The sequence below is a fragment of the Ruegeria sp. YTSA075 genome (genome assembly GCF_059610245.1).
In genome coordinates, this window is record NZ_JBXWNG010000013.1 from 1 (window position 1) to 13125 (window position 13125).

General features: G+C 53.0%; 11 protein-coding genes and 1 pseudogene. 7 read left to right on the top strand and 5 right to left on the bottom strand.

Going from position 1 to position 13125, the window contains the following annotated elements; genetic code table 11:
* Nucleotides 1-424: 424 nt before the first annotated feature.
* Nucleotides 425-1255, bottom strand: coding sequence for an alpha/beta fold hydrolase (locus AC2FGE_RS17995; protein WP_496820652.1), 831 nt, complete (start codon nucleotides 1253-1255; stop codon nucleotides 425-427).
* Between the two features lie 226 nt (nucleotides 1256-1481).
* On the opposite strand from AC2FGE_RS17995, the gene AC2FGE_RS18000 reads away from it, so the two are divergent.
* The 4 genes and pseudogenes from AC2FGE_RS18000 (at nucleotide 1482) to AC2FGE_RS18015 (ending at nucleotide 4196) form a co-directional block, all read left to right on the top strand.
* On the top strand, nucleotides 1482-2441 hold the full coding sequence (locus tag AC2FGE_RS18000) for a GlxA family transcriptional regulator (protein ID WP_496820653.1): 960 nt from the start codon (nucleotides 1482-1484) through the stop codon (nucleotides 2439-2441).
* A gap of 142 nt (nucleotides 2442-2583) precedes the next feature.
* Nucleotides 2584-2751 (top strand): annotated as a pseudogene (locus AC2FGE_RS18005) (IS6 family transposase); the annotation flags it as partial.
* A 132-nt stretch (nucleotides 2752-2883) separates the two neighbouring features.
* Nucleotides 2884-3261 carry a SnoaL-like domain-containing protein gene (locus tag AC2FGE_RS18010; protein WP_496681225.1) on the top strand — a complete coding sequence of 126 codons (378 nt, stop codon included), beginning with the start codon at nucleotides 2884-2886 and terminating at the stop codon, nucleotides 3259-3261.
* 89 nt (nucleotides 3262-3350) lie between these two features.
* A complete protein-coding gene (locus tag AC2FGE_RS18015; protein WP_496820654.1) occupies nucleotides 3351-4196 on the top strand; it encodes a universal stress protein in 846 nt (281 codons plus the stop codon).
* 77 nt (nucleotides 4197-4273) lie between these two features.
* Here the strand turns inward: AC2FGE_RS18015 and AC2FGE_RS18020 are convergent, their stop codons facing one another.
* The gene (locus AC2FGE_RS18020; RefSeq protein ID WP_496820655.1) at nucleotides 4274-4837 is read right to left on the bottom strand and encodes a flavodoxin domain-containing protein; all 564 of its coding nucleotides are present in this window, start codon (nucleotides 4835-4837) and stop codon (nucleotides 4274-4276) included.
* 335 nt (nucleotides 4838-5172) lie between these two features.
* Nucleotides 5173-6477 (bottom strand): ferredoxin reductase family protein, encoded by a 1305-nt coding sequence (locus AC2FGE_RS18025; RefSeq protein ID WP_496820657.1) that lies wholly within the window; start codon nucleotides 6475-6477, stop codon nucleotides 5173-5175.
* Between the two features lie 278 nt (nucleotides 6478-6755).
* Here AC2FGE_RS18025 and AC2FGE_RS18030 point away from each other — a divergent pair, with 278 nt between their 5' ends.
* Complete coding sequence (locus AC2FGE_RS18030; protein WP_496820658.1) at nucleotides 6756-7259, top strand: Hsp20/alpha crystallin family protein; 504 nt, start codon at nucleotides 6756-6758, stop codon at nucleotides 7257-7259.
* 219 nt (nucleotides 7260-7478) lie between these two features.
* Entirely contained in the window at nucleotides 7479-9071 is a 1593-nt protein-coding gene (locus AC2FGE_RS18035) for a trypsin-like peptidase domain-containing protein (RefSeq protein WP_496820659.1), read from the top strand.
* Here AC2FGE_RS18035 and AC2FGE_RS18040 read toward each other — a convergent pair whose 3' ends face one another.
* Together AC2FGE_RS18040 and AC2FGE_RS18045 are read right to left on the bottom strand one after the other, a co-directional pair.
* On the bottom strand, nucleotides 9072-10583 hold the full coding sequence (locus AC2FGE_RS18040; RefSeq protein WP_496820660.1) for an MFS transporter: 1512 nt from the start codon (nucleotides 10581-10583) through the stop codon (nucleotides 9072-9074). It lies immediately after the preceding gene.
* 147 nt (nucleotides 10584-10730) lie between these two features.
* Nucleotides 10731-11951, bottom strand: a complete 1221-nt coding sequence (locus AC2FGE_RS18045) for an APC family permease (RefSeq protein ID WP_496820661.1) — start codon at nucleotides 11949-11951, stop codon at nucleotides 10731-10733.
* A gap of 756 nt (nucleotides 11952-12707) precedes the next feature.
* Here AC2FGE_RS18045 and AC2FGE_RS18050 point away from each other — a divergent pair.
* Entirely contained in the window at nucleotides 12708-13115 is a 408-nt protein-coding gene (locus AC2FGE_RS18050) for a c-type cytochrome (protein ID WP_496820662.1), read from the top strand.
* Nucleotides 13116-13125: the final 10 nt, after the last annotated feature.

The following is a 13125-nucleotide window of genomic DNA, read 5'->3' on the forward strand; positions in this document are numbered from 1 at the left end:
GGCGGAAATATGTCAAAGTTGGCTATGGGCTCTTTCCACCAGTCGGCGCCAACCGCAGAGAAAGAGGCGAAGAGCCCACTTTGACCGATGCTGCGACGATCCTGAACGTCGGCTTTCGCAATAAAGAGGAGCTTGGGGCAAAGTGCTGTGTCCAATCCTATGCCGCCTAAATTTCCTTCAAAGCCGTCGCCGACTTTTCAAAGCATTGCCAGTATAAACATTCCCGCGATTGCTAAAGCGACAACGATGTCCGGTGCCTTAAACGCAACGATATGAGTATGGAGCCATTCCCGTTCTTGTTGCTTCTGAAAGCGTGCACAGACGTGCGGATGTTTATCGCACCAGGTTCTATTAGACATCTTGTTCTCCAATTCAGATTGGGAGGGCAGCATTGCCCTCCCTTAAGTGATCCGTTTCGATCAGCTTAGCTTTGAACAAAGCTGAGTAGATCGGGGTTCACCAGATCAGGGTGCGTGGCGAAAAAGCCGTGCGACAGGCCCTCGTAAACCTTCAGAGTTCCATTCGGCAGAAGCTTGACCGCCTTCTCAGCGGAGTTCGCGATTGGCACCACTTGGTCATCGTCGCCATGAAGCACCAATGTCGGTACATTCATCGCTTTCAGGTCCTCGGTCTGGTCTGTTTCGGAGAAAACAGCGATACACTGGTAATGTGCGGATGCGCTGCCCATCATGCCCTGACGCCACCAGTTGTTGATCAGACCTTGGCTGACTTCGGCACCGTCACGGTTGAAGCCATAGAAAGGACCTGACGGAACGTCGAGGAAGAACTGCGCGCGGTTGGCAGCCAGTCCTGCTCGCAACCCGTCAAATACCTCAATCGAAACACCGTCCGGGTTGGCGTCGGTCTGCAGCATCAGGGGTGGGATGGCCCCCAGAAGTGCCGCCTTGGCGACACGGCCCGGCTCCGCTTTGGCCACGTAAGCCGCGACTTCACCGCCGCCTGTCGAGTGGCCAATATGGATAGCGTTTTGCAGATCAAGCGCTGCCGCAAGATCGACAACGTCATTTGAATAGGTCGCCATATCATGGCCAAGGTCCGTCTGATCAGACCTTCCGTGCCCACGCCGGTCGTGTGCGATCACGCGGTAACCGTTGGCAAGGAAGAACAACATCTGGTTGTCCCAGTCATCGCCGCTCAGCGGCCAGCCGTGGTGGAAGACGATGGGCTGCGCATCACGTGGCCCCCAGTCTTTGTAGAAAATCTTGGTACCGTCGCGTGTTTCTATAGTGGACATGATTATGTCTCCTTCTTGCTGAGTAAGAGTTTGAGCCGCAAGCGCGGCAGGCATTGCGGCGAGCAACGCGGTGGCTGCACCCGCCTGCAAAACGGCGCGTCTGGTGAGTTCGTTTTGGGTCATGGTCATTGGCTCCTCGTTGCTTGTTCGATGACGCCAATGTTGCAATTTGGAGGGTTATCTACGATTGTCACAAATGACAAAAACAGGTTCAAAAGTGACAGGCATGAAAAGAGACTGGATTTGCGAGATTGGCCTGTTGATTTACCCCGACTGCCAATTGTCCGCGATTTACGGCCTGACCGATCTGTTCCGGATTGCGGGCGAATGGGCAGATAGCGACAATCCGCGACAGGTTCGGGTCACGCATTGGCGCGCCGAGGACGACGGAGAGCCCATGTGCGACTGGGATACTCATCCGAGCCGGGCACATCACTTGGATTATGTGATCGCGCCGCCCAGCATTGTCATGCCGGATAAAATGCGGCCCATGCCACAAGAGGCTGAGTGGCTTCGCTCACAACACAAAGAGGGCAGTCGCGTTTGCTCGATCTGTGCTGGAGCCTTCGTTCTGGCCGAAAGCGGGTTGCTGAAAGGAAGACGTGTGACAACGCATTGGGCTTTCGCTAAACACCTTGCAGAAAGCTACCAGGAAATTGAGGTCGCCGACCGGAATTTGGTGCTGGACGACGGTGATGTCATATCAGCCGGCGGTATCCTTGCCTGGACCGATCTTGGCTTGACCCTTGTCGAACGCCTCTTTGGACGGAGCACGATGCTCTCAACGGCACGGTTTCTTGTCATTCAGCCGCCGCGGGCCACACAGCTTCCCTTCACTGAGTTTATCCCGGATTTTGACCATGGAGACGAGGCGATCTTGCGGGTCCAACACCATATCCACGCTGAACTAACTGCATCCCTAAACCTCGACGATCTCTCCGATCTTGCACACCTAGGAAAACGTACCTTCATGCGCCGTTTTGCCAAAGCGACGTCGCTCAACCCCACAGAGTACATCCAACAGGCTCGTGTTGCCAAAGCCCGAGGTATTCTGGAACTGACGACCCGTCCCTTGGATCAGGTAGCGTGGGAGGTAGGGTACAAGGACCCTTCTGCCTTCAGCAAGATTTTCCAGCGTATCTCTGGAATTTCCGCCTCAGAGTATCGGCACCAATTTGGTGTCTAGACAACGTTGCTGTAGACGTCAGCAAGCACAACTGAAGCAGTCTTTGGCGCAAGTGCAGCGAATTGGCGCTTCGTCCGCGGAGCCGTCGTTAGAGCGAGTTGCGACGAACAACCGTTCTGCGGGACAAAACAGCCGTTCGCGACATACGATGCAGCGGTTAAGGCGGATGCGAAGTTTGCAGAAGCTCGCCGCCGTTCACTCCTCCGTCTCCAATCACTTCAACCAGGGACGATCTCTTCCCAGTCGAGACACTTTCAAGTTGACACGCAATGCCGCTCTCGCCGATTGGCGTGATCTTGGTGCGGCATAGAGGGCAGCTACACTGGCTTGACTGAGGCTGGTTCGAACCGGCCGCACAGTATCCATCAATATTCTTATTGATCCTTGTCAAGATTTGAGCGGGCAAGAAGTGGTACACTCAATGGTAACTCAGGGGGGATTCATGGAAGAGTTAATTGAAATCGGTAGGTCCTTCGTTCAGGCGATGCGTGAGCGCCGGGGCCTTGGAAGTGTTGATGAAATGTATGCCGAAAACGCGCAGTCGATAGAAGCCGTTGTGCCTCCGGTTCGACAATTCCGCGTTTCAAAGGGTCGCGAAGCCATTAAGGGAAAAAGAGAGGATTGGTTGGCATCGCATGAAATCCAAGAACTAGAAGTGGATGGTCCCTACGTCCACCCACCCAACCGCTTTGGAGTCCGCTTCAGAGCCGAAGTCATTCAGAAGGCCACGGGTGAGCGTATGACCCTGCGCGAGATCGCAGTGTATTCGGTGGCAGAAGGCAAGATTGTGCTGGAAGAGTTCTTCATGCTGCCGAAATAAGAAGAGCGACCAACAACATCGGCCTTTTTGTTGGCTTAATCAGTGCGCACGGCTTTCGGGCAAAGTTAAATTCCGGACGGAGGTCGGGAATGCAACACAGAACAGTGGCATATTATGTTGGAGTTGATGCTGACAACGCGTCGATTTTGGAATGCGCTGAAACTGCCCGTATCCAGAACGACCACTTGAATTGCGTAGTGACCGGGTCATTACCAAACCTGCCTTACCTGAAGTATGGATCAAACAGGTTCGTTGAGGCGGGTCTTCCCTCAAACTGGTTGGACGTTCTTCACGCAAAAAATGCCGCCTTGATGTCTCGCGCCACTGAAGTTGAAGCGCTTCTGGTTGGGCAAGGCGTATCGGCAAATGTAACTGGCTTCATGGGGCTTGGAGCAGAGTTACAACAGCTTGTAGCAGAACAAGCCAAATGCTCTGATATCGCTTTTCTAGACGCTGGATTGCGAAGAGATCCCGATTTATTTCACAAGATCGCGTGCGGAGTATTGTTTCATTCGCCGGTGGCACTAATGGTCAATGGAGACCCGTTTGCCCAACGCGAGCGCGTTTTTTTGGCATGGAATGACAGCTTGCCTGCGTCCAGGGCGACGCATTTAGCTTTGCCCATTCTTCTGGCGGCCAAAGAAGTTGTGATTGGGTGTTTTGATTTGCCGTCGCCTGAGGACTTAGAAAGTAGCGTGCCCGGAACGGACCTAGCTGAATGGCTCGGCCATCACGGTTGCAACGTGACCGTGTCGCAGTTTCAGTGCGGGGGGAATTCAATTGCAGACTGCATTCAAGAACGAGCAAGCGAAGCGGGGGCCGATCTCATTGTTATGGGCGCTTATGGGCATTCCCAATTGCGAGAGTCAGTTTTTGGGGGCACGACGCAAGCAATGTTGGAACAGACAAGTCTACCAGTGCTTTTCGGACACTGATGAATTGAGCCGGCGACTGTGGCTTTCTGAGAGCCATAGCTACTAAAATTCATCGGTAGATACTTAAGAAACTTTTTTTAAGATTTTGCTTGAGGTTGAAGCGTGTTTGCCCGACCGTTTTCGCCAAGGAACTCTATCACAATTGACGTTAGTTCATCCCAGTCAGTAAACTCCCTTGCCCCTTCTCGTGGATCGATTTTTCGACCGAGCAAGACGACGTGCTTAAGGATCTCCCTCTCAAAATACCCGTAGTTTTCGGGCCTCACCGCGCCTGCGATCAAAGCCGTCGTATTTGGTTTTAAACCTGTTCGCAGAAGCATTTCGTCAAGATAGTCACGGGCTTCTTCTCGACCTGACGCAAAAGCAGCTTTTAAACCGACGGAAAGCACGAGAGACTTTCGCTTCATTAAGGCATCTCTATTTGAAGCGATAAATGCCTCGAATGAATTGGGGTGCCTACGCTCGTGGACAGGGGCTAGGAGAATAACCTTGACCACATCGTCAAGCGAAACGTGGCTGGGTATTTCATCGGTATTGATCAGCTTTGCGTCGAAACCGGCATTCTTCGCGACATCGCTGATAAAGCGCGCAATCTTTGCTGTCTGGCCTTCGACCGTAGCGAAGGCGATAAGTACAGTCATTCCGATCCTCCCAAAAGTCGGTCTGAATAGATTGCTTATTATGAATAAGTGACGTGCGTTGCCCTTGATCTCCATCAAAGGCGTTTCTTGGGACCACATCGAGATCGTTGTTGTGCGCTTTGGCTGTTTACGCAGGGCATGTTTTAAGGAAGTTCGCGACGACATCCATCTCCAAGAAAACCTGCCCTTTCGGCCGGAAGCTTTGAAGCTAGCCAATCCCTTGTGGTCTAGCTTGCTACCTTAAGCAAAAGGCCAAGACAGCGACGAAGATTATAAAACTGATGAACCACACTGCGAGTTTCACTTGTTGGCGCGCGGGCAGGTTTCTGAGCGGTCTAATCATAGTCAAACCTTTCAGACAAAATCCGGTGTGACGCGGTGCCCCGCTCAATTAGATGATCTTCGACGGTGTCCATCATGGCAGGGGGGCCGCAAAGAACAAAAAGCCAGCTTTCAAACTGTTCAGAAGACAAATTGCGGTCCAAGAGGGGACCGTCGATCAAGCCTGTCTCTCCGGACCAATCCTTTGGCGGTTCGGATAGAACAAAAACTGTGTCTTCTTTGGACAACTCCTGGCGATAAACAATCTGCTCCTCCACCCGGTTGCCATAGATAAGCTTGAGATCTTGCTGTGTTCTACTCAGTCGAACTTGACGCATAATGCTCAACATGGGCGCGATCCCGACACCACCTGCGATCAGAACAATGCCTGTCTCAGGGCGATGTCTAATAGATAGATTCCCGTGCGGGGCATCCAAGTATACCCGAGTTTGCGGAGCGATCTGTCCGAGGCTACATGTGAAATCCCCAAGCTCCTTTATCACGAATGAAACCTCGGGGCCTTCGGCTGGTGCCGAACTAATCGAGAATGGGTTCTCATGCAGAGAAAAGGCACTGTGGCCGACGTTTAGCCAGGCAAACTGCCCTGCTTCGAAGTTTAGCCCGTTGTGACCATGGGGCATGAGGCGCAACTCCCATTGCTTCGGTGATAGTCGAGACACAGATGAGACGCGCCACGGCCTTTTCCTCTGACGTAAAGGGCGAACGAGATAGACATACAGCAAAGTTCCAACCGCAATACTGGTCAAGGCAAGCCAGAGATACATCAACAGCGGATGCCCACCGTAGCGCCCAGCATAGACCGTGTGATGTAACAGCAGGCATGCAATCACCAAGGCTCCCAGCCCGTGTAAGAGGCGCCATGTTTCGTATTTGTAATCAAGGGATTTGTGGGCAATTGCCGAGGCGACCAGAATGAACAGTAAAAAATATGCGCCGATACCCGATACCAGCGTAGAAAAGTCGGTCGAAATCGTAAGTTGGCTTGTTACATCCCACGGGCGGCGTCCGCCAGAGGGCGTGCCCTGATACAGCAGAGGGTGTATCAGCGCAAACCCGAGTGCTGCACGCGCCATCAACTGATGCACGCGCATGGTTACATCCATACCCAGTCCGGAAGAGATGAACCTGAACCGCCCAGACAGCAGGAACTCGACTAAGATTATTGAAAAAGCAAGCATCCCAAGCCCGGACGCGAGCTCTTGATGAAATGATCGTGGGGGCCATCCCAAAGACCAAGAAAAACCCAAGGGAGCCAAGATCAGCAAAACGTAAATCAGCGCCAGATAAGGCCATTTCATACAGTTTTGCTCCACTGTGCTAAAGCTGGGCAGCTCGGGCTCATTCAAAATAAACGCTAAGCTGACCTCGGATTCCGATCAAGACTACTGAGATTGGAGTTAGCTCTGGAGCGACGAGGCAAGTTTAGTGGGCGACGTTTCCCGTTTCAGTTCGTTCAGCCGCTGCGTTCGGTCTGGCTGATGCTGAGGTTGCATGCTTGCGCAAGATCAAGGTCCTTGACCGCTTTTCCTGTCATAATGTTGCGTGCGCGAAATCCGACCAAAGGAGGAGGCTCAAAATGTTGGAAGACAAAAAGTCACCGCAACTTTTCACTGGAATGCACCCGCTCTCCGATAACTTTCGGCGTGAAATGGAAACCTTGATGTCGCGTTTTTTGGGGGGAGGATCACCCTTCCTGCCGATGGAAACGGCTGCGCAACGCACGGGTTTTCCGTCTCTTGATATGACGGGTGCGATTTCACCGGCAATCGATGTCCAAGAAACGGATTCTGCGATTGTCCTGACGGCTGAATTGCCGGGGCTCGAAGAGGATGATGTGGAAATTGAAATCAAGGACCGCAGGCTAATCTTGAGCGGTCAGAAGAAGATTGCGCATGATGAAACGGGCGATTTGCGTGTCAGCGAAAGAAGCTATGGCAGCTTTTCCAGAGCCATGTCGCTGCCAGACACGGTGGAAATCGACAAGATTTCAGCTGAATTCGACAAAGGCGTTCTGCATATCGAAATGCCGAAGACTGAGCCTCAGGATCCAAGCCGTAAGATCAAGGTATCTTCGAAATAGACGGTCTGGTGGCTCGATACCGTGCAAAAAAATGCCAAGGCAGAAGGTCGATCATGGATCGGCCTTCTTAGAGTTGTGGCCTGATAAGTGTCTTTGGTTGAGTCCTGGCAGACATCGCAAGTATCTGTACAAACGTGTTTTTTGCACATTCGTACCAGGCCATGGGTTTGGCGTTGAAGCGTGGTAGAATGCCCTCACGCGTTTGGGTAGGGGGCCACAATGCGAAAACCAGAAGAGAGTGGCATGACACCCTCAGGACATGCTGGTGAAGGTGAGGTGCGGGCCTTTCTGGAGAGCCTGACCGGACCATCGCGCGGCCAGGTGAACTGGCTGGTCGATAAAGCCCTAACTGTTTCAGTTGACGAGTGCAGGGTGTTAAGCCTTCGACCTAAAGACAACCTGCCTCCGCATGATAACGATATTGCCACACTGCAGTGGGCTAACGACCGCTACACGATAACCGCGTCAGCAGGGCGCAATGTATGGGTGAATGGACAAAAAGCCTCATCGGCGCTTCTTAGACATGGCGACATGATCGAGTTCGGTGAAAAGGGGCCTATGTCTCGATACAGATTGTGCGTTCACTCATTTCCCGCGCACCATACAGTCGAGGATATCCTCAGTGATGCATTTGCTTACACCCGAACGAGCCGTCGACCTTTCGCTAAAAAGATGTCTAGTGCCCTGCGCGACAGCGGGCGGCGGCTTGCCTCTCAAACCACGATATTTTTCAGGATCACAGTTCTTGCGACGCTTCTTTTGATCACGGGGTTTGGGTACCTGCTGTATCAAAACGACCGGCGTTTGGCGGCTATTATCGAGCAGGAGTCCCGCAAGATCGAAGCGGTCGCGGTTATGCTCGCCCAGACGCGAGAAGACGCACTTACGCCTGATGACCTGGCTTCGTTGCGCGACGCTTTTGAGAACCAGGTCTTATCGACCGAGGAGCGTCTTGGGACCTTGGAGCAGCGGGCGGGAGCACCCACTCGCGTGATCGCTGCGTCAATTCGATCCGTCGCTTTCCTCCAGGGGGCTTATGGGCTGCGCCACGTGGAAAGCGGGAAGATTTTGCGGCACGTGATGGGACCGAACGGAGAAAACCTGAAAACTCCGTTTGGCCAGCCTTGGATCGAACCGGACGGGACCGGCGAACCCGCAGAATTTCAGTTCACTGGGACCGGGTTTTTGATTGCTGGGGCACCGTTGATGGCCACCAATCGCCATGTCGCTTTGCCTTGGACTTCCGGGAACCGAGAACAAGCGCTGATAGACGCGGGTCTTGAGCCAGAGATGTTGAGGCTGCTGGCCTATTTGCCTGATCAAACGGAACCAATAGAGGCCCGTTTGGTGCGGTTTAGTGAAGCGGCAGACTTGGCGATTTTGGAAGTTGAGCCAAGCCGCGTTCAGGACCTTGGAATTCCATTGGGGGATGCCACGTCGCGCGTAGGTGAAGAGCTGTATCTGTTGGGATATCCAACGGGTTTGAAAGCTTTGATCGCGCAGGCTGGTCCGGGCTTTTTAGAGGAACTGGAAGCAGAAGGAACGTTGAACTTTTGGTCGATCGCGTCCCGGCTTTCTGCACAAGGTAAGATACACCCGTTGGCAAGTAGAGGGATAGTTGCACGGACAAGCGGGAACGCCTTCGTCTATGACGCCGAGACCACGACCGGTGGGAGCGGGGGGCCAGCATTGAATCGGCGGGGTGAGGTCGTTGCAATCAATGCTGCGATCTTGCCCGAGTTTGGTGGCTCAAACATCGGCGTCCCGGTCTCACATCTCAGAGCTCTGCTGGGAGAGGTTGAAAGCCAGTGATCATTCGCTCGTTCGGAAGCGCGAGTTTTGAACGAAAAACACTGTGATCAGTGGAACGAGCACCGAGATCACGGCCACGGAGATCAGCAAGTATCCAAGTTGACTGTAGTCCGCGGTTGACGTGACCTCACCGGTTTCCGGGTTTGTGACAGCGCGCGTGACGACGTATGTCTGGTTGAGGTATTTGGTGCTTAGGCTGCTGGCTGACAGAGCCATGTTTGTGAACGATGCCATCACCGCAAAGAAAGTCGCTTTCAACTGAACAGGGGCATTGCGTGCAATCCAAGCCAACATAGGGACCATGGCGATCTGTCCAAGCGGCGACTCAACGGCTGTGTCAAGAATGGCTATGAATCTTGCGTCGACAACTCCGCCGGTACGCGCCGCCGTCCATTCGTGCACGCCGTAGTAGAGGGCAAGGTTGGGTAGGGCGAGAATGCCCGCCGCAATCGTCAGCAACACCACCACATGCGCAATGGAGCGGTTGGCCATAAATGGTCGAAGGACGATTAACCCGAGCAGGGCCAACATCGAAGTCAACAAAGCCAGAATTGCCAGGAATTGCTCATCGAATCCCAGTTCATCGATTTCAAACCATGTCAGGCCTAGTCCCGGTAGAGGAACGGCACGAAATACAAAAATGATTGTCGCTGTCCCGATCAAGGCTTTGGCTTGGGCTGGTTCCAACTCCTTCAGCAGACGCGACATGAGGTAAAGGATCACCGTCAGGGAAACCGCAAAAACGGTCTCTTGCGCGAATTCGAAATCTGCGGTACCCAGCACGATGCTGAGCACAACGAATGCAAGGCCGCCGAGCAATATGGACCATTTGACTTCGGTGGCTTCATCCGGCGTATGTGGCGGGTGGCCGCGCCTAATAAGCTGACGCTGGATAAAGCTGTGAAGAACGACTCCACTAACGGACAACACCGGGATGGTCAGAGCTATCAGATATACTTGGCCATAAAGCGCAAGGCGTTCGGATTCTTGCAGTTCTTCGGTTCCAGAGAAAACCCAGATGTTTACAGCCGCAACCGCCGCAACCCCGGAAATGATCGAAACTCTGCCCAAGGTCTGCATCGTTGTGTGCTGTGCACGAGTTTCTTCCGGCGAAAATGGTGCGCCGTTCTGGTCAACCTTTGACACCGCCTCAACCGTCATGGCGTCGGCAACAACGTCCTGAATTGCATAGCCCGAAGGCGCCAAGAGCAAGGCAACAACATACCAGTCTTCCAGCGGCATGAAACTGGACATCTGCGCAGGTGCGGTCACGAGCCCGTACATGGTGAGCAAAGACAACGTGATCAAGGACGCGCCGAACAAGATCAGCAGGGACTTCCAGCGCCAAAACAGGTCCACGACATGACCAAGCGGCATTTTTAGTATCCATGGGATACCAGCCCAAAATGCTAGCCCTGCAACGAAAGAGGCGGATAAATCGAGGTAGTCTTTCAGGAAAAAAGCACCAACGACCGAGGTCAGGCCGGACACGCCGGCCGCAAAATAGACCATCAATGGCGGCAGATAGGACCATTGCAGCTGCTGAACCAGATCCACAAACGTTCTATGCCACCAGGCCGAAAGTTTTGATCCTATGGAAGTTTGGTCAGTCGTCATATGCCGTGGCAGCTAGTTGAGGCCTTTGGGTCGTTGTATCAGTTAGAGAAATCCAGATCCGAAAAGCAATGCACTGGTGATCACCCCAAGGATCGGTATCACAAGAGGAACGCGGAAGTGCTTTGCGGACTCCTCCGGCTTCATCTTCAGCAGGATCAGCGAAATGTTGACAAGCACAAAGACGCCCAAAACGATCTGGGATGTGCGCTCTGCCAGAGTACCAATCGGTATAGTTTGAGTAAGCAGTACGATGATCGCCACGACCAGCAAAGTAGCAACTACTGGTGTCTGCGTTGTTTTAGGGACTATCGCCAGAACCTTCGGCAAATGGTCACGGTCAGCCAGTCCGTAGATCACCCGCGAGGCCATAATCATCTGGATCAGTACTCCATTGACTGTCGCCACAATCGCGACCGCGGAAAAGCCCTGTTTAATCACCTCAGGGGCGTTTGAAAAGACAAGTGCGAGGGGGGCTGCAGATGTCGACAGAACATCGATCGGAACAACAAGTAGAACCGTCATTGACGTTCCCAGATATAACACGGTCGCCAGAACGAGCGTTAGTAAAATTGCTTTTGGGATGGTGCGGACGGGGTCTTTGACCTCTTCTGCGACATTGGCCATGTCCTCGAAGCCAACAAACGCAAAGAAGGCGAGGAGTGATGCCGCGAAAATGCCTCTCCATGCGTCGAGTTCAAGCGGGGGAAGCATCGAACTGATTTCGTATCCCTGCGGATCCTGAATCGACATACCCCAGCCAATCACAAAGAGAAGGCCTGCGATCTCGATGATCGTAATGACAGCCGCAAAAAAGACTGACTCAGTGATCCCCCAGAGCGCGATTAGACCCATGATCAAAACGACGCTGATGGTCAAAAAAGGGATGGCAAAACCGGTTAAAGCGTGCAGGTATGACGCTGCGCCAATTGCAACTGCAGAGGCAGAGATAATCCCTGAAGCTGCGACCGCGAGGCCGACGAAAACCGCCATCCAGTTTTTCTGGAATCCTGCCTCAACATAGGCTGCTTCACCTGCGCTGACGGGAAATCGTGTTGCGAGTTCTGCATACGAAAGCGCGGTGAGTGATACGGCAAGTGCGGCCACAACGAACGAAAACGCCGCAAAGGGTCCGGCAATGTCTGCTGTTGCACCGACTAAAACGTAAATGCCCGCTCCGACCGTTACCCCAAGGCCATAAAGCGTGAGCAACGGGGTAGTAAGGGCCCGTCTGAGTTTCTGTTCGTTTGAATCAACTGAGTTCATAAGTGATTTCCGCCAACTGCCCATTCCGAACGTCGTCAGTGGCGTCCGTCTCTTTTTGTCTCGATTGGCGCAGCGGATTGATCCTATGGTCAAAGCCGCACCGAATGCTTTGTGTCTCAACGTCTGGGCACATTAGGCGCCAATCAACTAAATGGGGGCTCGCCATCACTCCTGCCGAGCCCCCGTGGGTGGAACTTCCACTCCTTCAAAATTCCGTTCACCTTCGTGTTTACTTGGGGACAGGACGGTGAACGTAGAATATGTTGAAACATTCGAATTTCACTATGTAATTCATGTTGGTGCTTTGATCTATGTCAATCAACTCGCGGCGTCGGGTCTGCGAGGCTGAACGCAACCCAACTGTCGTTTGTCGTCGGACTTAAAGGCAAAGCAAACATGTTCGACGGTTTCAGATTTAGGGTGGAAAGCAATTAGTGACGCTTTGGAACCTGTTACCAGTCTTGGGCTCGGATGGATGCGCTCAGATGGTTGCATCGCGTGCCTTATCACCTCTGGCGAATTCTCAGGCATATGAAAATATTGGAAGGAGCACCGTCTGCGCGCAAGGGTGGTGAGGTCAACGATGAGGTGGCGTAGTTGTAGGCCGGCCGGAATAAATTAGGCGCGTAAACCAACGCTATTCGACTGAAACGCCAATCCTCGTACAGGAGCGTCCAAAATGAGCGAGGTCAAAGTGCTTTCTTAAGGATGCCTTATAATAAGATTTTCTTCCGGGGCAGCAAATTGGAGGAGCATATGCAGATTTTTCGCGGGATTTTACTGGCACTATTGGTCACGGGACCCGCTCTGGCACAGGACGTCAGCGTCGATGAGGGAAGTGATTTGTATCGGACGTATTGTTGGCAGTGTCACGGTTTCGAAGCGACCGGAGACGGACCAATGGCGGAAATGCTTGCTATTCGAACACCGGACCTTACCAAATTGGCGGGCGAAAACGACGGTGTGTTTCCGATAGTTCGCATAGCTGAACAGATTGATGGTCGTTCACAATTGCTCGCCCATGGGGGCGAAATGCCAATCTTTGGCGCGGTGTTTGAGACAGACCAACAAATCGCGGTGGCTCTGCCTAATGGGCAACCTATGATGGTAGGCCTGCCGTTGGCGAATTTGCTCGCCTTTCTTGAATCGATCCAGTCTGAATAGTCACTGACCA

What these genes read in the sequence shown, in the direction of transcription:
- AC2FGE_RS17995 (WP_496820652.1), bottom strand. Translation starts at nt 1,255, where the DNA reads ATGTCCACTATAGAAACACGCGACGGTACCAAGATTTTCTACAAAGAC.
- AC2FGE_RS18000 (WP_496820653.1), top strand. Translation starts at nt 1,482, where the DNA reads ATGAAAAGAGACTGGATTTGCGAGATTGGCCTGTTGATTTACCCCGAC.
- AC2FGE_RS18010 (WP_496681225.1), top strand. Translation starts at nt 2,884, where the DNA reads ATGGAAGAGTTAATTGAAATCGGTAGGTCCTTCGTTCAGGCGATGCGT.
- AC2FGE_RS18015 (WP_496820654.1), top strand. Translation starts at nt 3,351, where the DNA reads ATGCAACACAGAACAGTGGCATATTATGTTGGAGTTGATGCTGACAAC.
- AC2FGE_RS18020 (WP_496820655.1), bottom strand. Translation starts at nt 4,837, where the DNA reads ATGACTGTACTTATCGCCTTCGCTACGGTCGAAGGCCAGACAGCAAAG.
- AC2FGE_RS18025 (WP_496820657.1), bottom strand. Translation starts at nt 6,477, where the DNA reads ATGAAATGGCCTTATCTGGCGCTGATTTACGTTTTGCTGATCTTGGCT.
- AC2FGE_RS18030 (WP_496820658.1), top strand. Translation starts at nt 6,756, where the DNA reads ATGTTGGAAGACAAAAAGTCACCGCAACTTTTCACTGGAATGCACCCG.
- AC2FGE_RS18035 (WP_496820659.1), top strand. Translation starts at nt 7,479, where the DNA reads ATGCGAAAACCAGAAGAGAGTGGCATGACACCCTCAGGACATGCTGGT.
- AC2FGE_RS18040 (WP_496820660.1), bottom strand. Translation starts at nt 10,583, where the DNA reads ATGGTCTATTTTGCGGCCGGCGTGTCCGGCCTGACCTCGGTCGTTGGT.
- AC2FGE_RS18045 (WP_496820661.1), bottom strand. Translation starts at nt 11,951, where the DNA reads ATGAACTCAGTTGATTCAAACGAACAGAAACTCAGACGGGCCCTTACT.
- AC2FGE_RS18050 (WP_496820662.1), top strand. Translation starts at nt 12,708, where the DNA reads ATGCAGATTTTTCGCGGGATTTTACTGGCACTATTGGTCACGGGACCC.